At 62.5% G+C, this 7,260-nt stretch carries 4 protein-coding genes and 1 pseudogene; 2 read left to right on the top strand and 3 right to left on the bottom strand.

Annotated features, from left to right (window positions below; all coding sequences use genetic code 11):
* From BLR85_RS27135 to BLR85_RS27145, 3 genes and pseudogenes are all read right to left on the bottom strand, one after another.
* Window positions 1-343, bottom strand: a pseudogene (locus tag BLR85_RS27135) (transposase); the annotation flags it as partial.
* Window positions 344-657: 314 nt separating this feature from the next.
* Window positions 658-1,767: a THUMP domain-containing class I SAM-dependent RNA methyltransferase gene (locus BLR85_RS27140; protein WP_093164760.1), complete on the bottom strand. Its 1,110-nt coding sequence runs from the start codon at window positions 1,765-1,767 to the stop codon at window positions 658-660.
* 90 nt (window positions 1,768-1,857) lie between these two features.
* Window positions 1,858-2,637, bottom strand: coding sequence for a hypothetical protein (locus BLR85_RS27145; RefSeq protein WP_093164763.1), 780 nt, complete (start codon window positions 2,635-2,637; stop codon window positions 1,858-1,860).
* Between the two features lie 271 nt (window positions 2,638-2,908).
* On the opposite strand from BLR85_RS27145, the gene pepN reads away from it, so the two are divergent.
* A complete protein-coding gene (pepN, locus tag BLR85_RS27155) occupies window positions 2,909-5,461 on the top strand; it encodes an aminopeptidase N (protein WP_093164769.1) in 2,553 nt (850 codons plus the stop codon).
* A gap of 319 nt (window positions 5,462-5,780) precedes the next feature.
* Entirely contained in the window at window positions 5,781-6,656 is an 876-nt protein-coding gene (locus BLR85_RS27160; protein WP_093164771.1) for a 1-acyl-sn-glycerol-3-phosphate acyltransferase, read from the top strand.
* The last annotated feature ends 604 nt before the right edge of the window (window positions 6,657-7,260 follow it).

Raw genomic sequence — 7,260 nt, forward strand, 5'->3', positions numbered from 1 at the left:
ATAGCCGTTCGACGAAGACATTGTCGCGCCAGGCACCTTTTCCATCCATACTGATCTGGATCTCGGCATCTTTCAGCGCCTTGATGAAGTCGATGGATGTGAACTGGCTGCCCTGGTCCGTGTTCATGATCTCCGGCTTGCCGTATCTGGCCATCGCTTCTTTCAGAGCTTCGAGGCACGGCTCCGTCTCCAGTGTGACCGAGAGCCGCCAGGCCAACACCTTTCGGCTGAACCAGTCCACGACCGCTGTCAGGTAGACGAACCCGCGCGCCATGGGGATATAGGTGATGTCCATGGCCCAGACATGGTTGGGCCGGGTCACAGCGAGCTTGCGCAGAAGGTATTGAGCAGCAGCCACTTTAGTCACGAGATTACGGGACAAGTAATCATCAGACACTATGAAGCGGGCCGTACCCGACCTTGGGTGGGCGCTTCGCAACGCCAGTTCAATGCGATTTATCCCAAAGCCCCGAACAGGGTCTCAATAGCGCAAGACATCGCCAATGCGCCCTCCCGGGGGGAGGGTCCCTCGGGGATTGCCTTGCAATCCCCTGTGGACGACAGGCGATTGCAAGCAATCGCCGAAAGTCGGGCGCGGTCCGGGGTTAGTCACCCCGGACCAACATTTGAGCGGCGTGGTGCCCGGAATGGCTGCCGTCAGAGCGCTTCCGTCCTGTAGAGCTTCACCTTCAACCCGCCATGCGCCACCGGCGCGCCTGTGGGCAGGAAGGGCAGTCCGGTCGCCTTGGCCAACCCGCCATCCGAGGTGATAATCCCGACGCGCCAGCCCTTGAAGCGCTCCTTCAGCACCTGCCCGAGCGCGTTATGCAGCGCAAAGAGCGGCTTCTTGTTGCCGATCCGCGCGCCATAGGGCGGGTTGATCATCACCAGCCCCGGCGGTCCGTCGGGGCGTTGCAAGTCCGCCACCGCACCGCGCGTGAAGCTGCACCAATCGGCCACCCCTGCCCGCTCGGCATTGGCCTGAGCGCCGCGAATGGCGCCGTCATCCCGGTCCGAGCCGTAGAAGCGCGCCTCGGGCACCACCGTCTGCACGCCCGCGCGCAGCGCCTCCCACGCGGCGGGCTCGAAGCCCGGCAGTTCCTCGAAAGAAAAACGTCGCGTGCGGCCCGGGGCCAGCCCGGCGGCGATCTCGGCGGCCTCGATCACGAAGGTGCCGGAGCCGCACATCGGGTCCAGCACCGGCTCGGAGCCGTAATACCCGCATTGGCGCAGGAACATCGCCGCCATCGTCTCGCGCATCGGCGCCTTGCCGACGAACTCCTTGTGCCCGCGCTTGTGCAGCGATGGGCCCGTGCTATCGACCGAGACCGTGACAAGGTTGTCGTCGATCCGCACCAGCAGGCGCAGCGGCGCCTCGGGCGAAATCACGGCGCCCGCCTCCTCGACCAGCGCCCGCTCGATCCGCTGCGCGGCCGCGCCCGCGTGATAGATCTTGGATTTCTTCGTCGTCACCTCGACCTTCACCGCCTGTCCGCGCCGGACCACCTGCGCCCAGTCGAATTTCCGCGACCGCTTGTCGAGCTGCGCGAGGTGAAAGGCGCGGAACGATCCGATCCGGGCCAGCACCCGCGCCGCGCCCCGCAAGACCAGGTTCGCCCGCCAGACATCCGGCCAGCCGCCGGTAAAGGCCACGCCACCCTCGGTGACCGCCGCCCCGGCAAAGCCGCGTTCCCGCGCCTCCTCGCAGAGCACGGTTTCCAGCCCCGGCGTCGCCACGAGGTAGATTTCAAATGTCTCGTTATCCATTGGACCGTCTTAGACGGAAGCCGCGCCCTCTACGACAGGAAAAGGGCCGCCGGAGACCGACGGCCCATCCTGCATTTCGGTTCCGATGGTTCAGAAGCGGAAATTCCACAGCAGCATCGGGCCGCTCTGGTAATAATTGGTGACCACGTCGTCCTCCGGCAGTTCCCACTCCATGTGGCGATAGCCGAAAACGATATCGTTGCGCCCGAAGCGGTAGCCGACCCCGAGCCCGGCCTGCCATGTAAGGTCCGACTGGCCGGCACCGACATCCAGCACCCAGGGCATGAACCAGTTCTCGTTGAAGCGCGCCTCGCCCTGCAGGCCGACCACGGCATCCCAGTAGTCATCGTCGCTTTCGAGCGACAGTTTTCGGTTCGCAACCTTCAGCTGGATTGTGGAGTCCAGCCTGAGGTAACGGGCGCCGCCCGTCACATACATCGTGTAGTTTGGCTCGTTGATCACCCGGTAGCCACCGCCAAAGGACACCACCGTCGACTTTACCTCGGTGTCGAGATCGACGTCGATATCGACACCGATGGAGGTGTTGATGGTCGCGCCGTCCTTGTAGCCGAGAGCGGCATATCCCAACTCGCCATAGCTCATCCAGTCACCGTTATAGGCCTTCAACCCGCCCATCAGGGCAAAGTTCAGGTTCTCCACAAGCGTGTCGAACCCGATATCGAAATCTTTGCCATTGGCGACACCGCCCACTTCCGTGCCCCAGATGTAAAGCTGCAGCTGGTAGGTCCAGCCGCTATCGGCTGCACCGCCATAGCCGGGCGCCTCCACCGTGGCCAGATCCTGGGCCGCGGCAAGGCTCGACATTGCAAGAAAGCCACTCACGGCGACAGCGCTCGATAAACGTCTCATATCAATCCCTTCCCTCTCGGCGGAGCAGGAGCCTTTCCTGACCATCCACTCGGATCTCATTATAGCGCAAAGCCAGGAAACCTCGAAACCAAACATTGGGGACAAAAAGAAGCTGCACAGGTGGATTTCGGCGCGGCTCCACGCGCTCGAACGGCTCCTCCCTGATGTCGAGCGCCTGTTGCCCGACGCCCTCAAAATGTCGCCGGTAAGGGGCGTTGCGGGCGCCCGCCATCCCTCATAGGGTGCGCGCAAACATTTAGGAGATTTCCCGATGTCTCTCGACGATCCCAGAACCATCCATCTCGCCGACTACACGCCTTTCACCCATGTCGTGGAGCAGGTCCACCTGACCTTCCGGCTGGCGCCAGGGGCAACCCGGGTGATTTCGAAGATCGCCTTCGCGCCGAACCCGGACAGCAAGGGCGGCGCGTTTTTCCTGCATGGCGAAGACCTCAAGCTGATTCACGCCCGGATTGACGGCGAGAGCGTAATCCCGAACGCGGCCGAAGGCGGCATTACCTGCGATGTTCCCGAAGGCCCCTTCACCTGGGAGGCCGAAGTGGAGATCAGCCCGCAGACCAACACCGCGCTGGAAGGTCTCTACATGTCGAACGGCATGTATTGCACCCAGTGCGAGGCCGAAGGATTCCGCAAGATCACCTTTTATCCCGACCGCCCCGACGTGATGGCCCCGTTCGATGTGCGCATCGAGGGCGAGCTGCCGGTGCTGCTGTCAAATGGCAACCCGGCGGCCAGGGGCGACGGCTGGGCGGAGTGGTCCGATCCGTGGCCGAAACCAGCTTATCTCTTCGCGCTGGTGGCGGGCGATCTGGTCAACCACCCCGACCGTTTCACCACCCGTTCCGGCCGCGATGTGGAGCTCAATATCTGGGTCCGCGAACCCGATCTGGGAAAATGCGCCTTCGGCATGGATGCGCTCAAACGCTCGATGAAATGGGACGAGGAGGTCTATGGCCGCGAGTACGACCTCGACATCTTCAACATCGTCGCCGTGGACGATTTCAACATGGGCGCGATGGAGAACAAGGGTTTGAACATCTTCAACTCCTCCGCCGTGCTCGCCTCCCCCGAAACCGCCACGGATGCAAATTTCGAGCGCATCGAGAGCATCATCGCGCATGAGTATTTCCACAACTGGACCGGCAACCGTATCACCTGCCGCGACTGGTTCCAGCTCTGCCTGAAGGAAGGGCTGACCGTCTTTCGCGACCAGCAGTTCTCAGGCGACGAGCGTTCCCACGCCGTTCAGCGTATCAACGACGTGCTGGCGCTGCGCGCCCGCCAGTTCCGCGAGGATAACGGCCCGCTCGCCCACCCGGTGCGCCCCGAGAGCTTCGTCGAGATCAACAATTTCTATACAGCCACCGTCTATGAAAAGGGCGCCGAAGTGATCGGCATGCTCAAGCGCCTTGTCGGCGACGAGGGCTATTCCAAGGCACTGGATCTCTATTTCAGCCGTCACGACGGCGATGCCGCGACGATCGAGGATTGGCTGAAGGTCTTCGAGGACGCCACTGGCCGCGACCTGTCGCAATTCAAGCGCTGGTACAGCCAGGCCGGCACGCCGCGCATCGCAGTGCAGGAGAGTTTCGACAACGGCACCTACACGCTCACGCTGTCGCAGAGCACGCCCCCCACGCCGGGCCAGCCCGACAAGGAACCGCTGGTCATCCCGGTGGCCGTGGGGCTGCTCTCGCCCAATGGCGACGAAGTCGTACCGACGCGGGTTCTGGAACTGACAGAAGCCGAGCAGAGCTTCACTTTTGACGGGCTGTCCGCGAAACCCGTCGCCTCGATCCTGCGCAGTTTCTCCGCCCCGGTCGTGCTCGAGCGCGACCAGAGCGCCAGCGAACGCGCCTTCCTGCTCGCCCATGACACCGACCCGTTCAACAAGTGGGAAGCCGGGCGGGCGCTGGCCAAGGATGTCCTGATCCGCATGATCACCGAAGGCGCCGCCCCCGACCCGGCGCTGCTCACGGCGCTGGAGAATGTCGCCCGCGACGAAACGCTGGACCCGGCCTTCCGCGCCCTCGCCCTCGGCCTTCCCGGGCAGGACGACCTCGCCCAGACCCTCTATCAATCGGGGCGGACCCCGGACCCGCTCGCGATCTACGACGCGGTACAGCAACTGCGCAAAGCCATCGCCGAACAGCTCGGCACTACCTTGTCCGATCTCTATGACGACATGGCCGTGCACGGCCCCTATCGCCCCGATGCCGGCGACGCCGGCCAACGCGCTCTGCGCCAGGCAGCGCTTGGCTTCCTGAGTCTTCTGGACGGTGGCGTCCGCGCCCAGTCGCAGTATGAAACAGCTGACAACATGACCGAGCAACTTGGCGCATTGGCCTGCCTGCTCGACATCGGCAAGGCCGAGACCGCCCTCGCCGCCTTCCGCCACCAATGGCAGGAGGACCGGCTGGTCATGGATAAATGGTTCGGCCTCCAATCCGGCCTTGCCGCTCCGGCCAAGGCTGCCGCCGCGGTCCACCGCCTGACCGAGGATCCGGGTTTCGACTGGAAGAATCCAAACCGTTTCCGCGCCGTCATGGGCGGGCTGGCCATGAACGCGGCCGGCTTCCACGACCCATCAGGCGCAAGCTACGCGCTGCTGACCGACTGGCTCATCCTCCTGGACCCGGTCAACCCGCAGACAACGGCGCGCATGCTCACCGCCTTCGAGACCTGGAAACATTACGATGCCGACCGTCAGGGGCTCATCCGGGAGAACCTGGAGCGACTCGCGGCTACCCCCGGGCTGAGTCGCGACAGCTCGGAAATGGTCGGTCGCATCTTGGGAGACTAACGCCCCGGTAGCGCGGTCATTTCGAGCAAAAACGGTTGTTTACCGCGCAAAGAGCGGAGAATCGCGCATCGTCTCTCTGAAGAATTCCCAGGGGGAACGCTTGCAAAAGCGCGGGGGCAGCGCCCCCACCTCCCTGCGTCTGAGAAATGATCGAAAAAAAGGCATTCTTCCGACGCAAGGCATCCGTTCTGGGTGACGGGTCGTCATCAAGCTGTTAAATTGTCATTGTAGCGCTTTGGGAATGCGCAATGGCTGGGGACGGAATATGCCGTTGATTGAATGGATTTTCCGTTAGCCCACATATTTGCTGGGGTAAGGCATGCGAGATAGAATTGATCCCATGATCGAGGAACGGGCCGCTTGGCTGTTCAAGGACAATATCGTCAGCCGCAACGCCCACCGCCTGCTGAACAAGGTGCTCGGGTACGACCGGACGATCGAACTCAGTTCCGAACTCCGGGACGAGCCGAATGATGTCATCATGCGCCGCATGGCCGATCTGATCGCGAAGGACGTGCAGGTCAGCGGCCTCGAGAACGTGCCGGTCGAAGGGCCGGCGCTGATCGTTGCCAACCACCCGACTGGCATCGGCGATGGAATCATCCTGTGGGACGCGATCACCCGGCGCCGTCAGGATCCCTTCATCTACGCCAATTCCGACATCCTGCGTTTCATGCCGCAGATGAGCACGATGATCTGCCCGGTCGAATGGCGGTTGGAAAAGCGCAGCCATGCCAAGACGCGCGAAACCATGGCCTATACCCGCAAGGCAATCGAGCAGGGACGAATCGGCGTGATCTTTCCTTCCGGCCGGCTGGCCAAGCGCCGCTGGCTGAAGTTGCATGAGCGCGAATGGATGGCCTCGGCGGCGATGATCGCTCGCAAATGGGACCTCGACGTGATCCCTGTGAACATGCGGGCCCGCAACTCGGCACTATTCTACCTCTTCGACATGATCCACCCGAGCCTGCGCGACATCACGCTCTTCCACGAAACGCTGAACAAGGACAGCCAGCCCTTCCGGCTTACTTTCGGGCGACCGATCCCGGCCAAGTCCCTGTCTGCGAACTCCAACGAGGCGATCGAAGAACTCAAGGCGGCAACGCTGAAGCTCGGTGGCCGCCACGCCCCGACTGTATCGCTCGCCGAAATGACGCGCCGCCCGCGATGGGTCCGCTCGACGCTGTCCGCCTGAACTCTCTGGGCGAGCACAGGCAACGCCTTTCGGCAGCTCAATCACACGGAGCCCGTCCCCAAGAGGACGGCACTTGTCCGTGAGAGGTCGTCATCGAGTCGTCGATTGATGTTGAAAGGGGGCTTTGCCCCCCGCGCTCATTCGAGCGCTCCCCCCAGGATATTTCTGGAAAGATGATACGGGCGCGGTCCTCGTTCATCTTTCCAGAAAATACCTCCGCCGGAGGCACGACCCAAAGGATCGTCCACGCGCGCGAAGCGCGCGCCCTCGAATGGCCTGTGTGGATGGCTCCTGCATTGCAAGAGATTTCTGTGGTCGCGATGGTCTGTCAGTACAGTCGTGTGTCCGGCCTGTTAGTGTGGCGGTTGCCACTGGCCTTGATGAGTTCCGCAAGTAAGGTTCCAATCGGCTTAACGACCTCGAGGGCCATGCCGTTCGACGGAGTGTCCTTACTTTTGGTTGACTTCATTTCGCATCATCACATCAAGCGTCTTGCATCTCTTGGCAGCATCAGGCGATTGGCTGCCGGTATTCTTCTCGTTTTGTCAGTATTGCCCAGATGATCCGGGCGGACTTGTTGGCCATGGCTACAGTAGCGAGCCTG

The organism is Aliiruegeria lutimaris, from assembly GCF_900099935.1.
GTDB classification, from domain to species: domain Bacteria; phylum Pseudomonadota; class Alphaproteobacteria; order Rhodobacterales; family Rhodobacteraceae; genus Tropicimonas; species Tropicimonas lutimaris.

What these genes read in the sequence shown, in the direction of transcription:
- pepN (WP_093164769.1), top strand. Translation starts at nt 2,909, where the DNA reads ATGTCTCTCGACGATCCCAGAACCATCCATCTCGCCGACTACACGCCT.
- BLR85_RS27160 (WP_093164771.1), top strand. Translation starts at nt 5,781, where the DNA reads ATGCGAGATAGAATTGATCCCATGATCGAGGAACGGGCCGCTTGGCTG.
- BLR85_RS27145 (WP_093164763.1), bottom strand. Translation starts at nt 2,637, where the DNA reads ATGAGACGTTTATCGAGCGCTGTCGCCGTGAGTGGCTTTCTTGCAATG.
- BLR85_RS27140 (WP_093164760.1), bottom strand. Translation starts at nt 1,767, where the DNA reads ATGGATAACGAGACATTTGAAATCTACCTCGTGGCGACGCCGGGGCTG.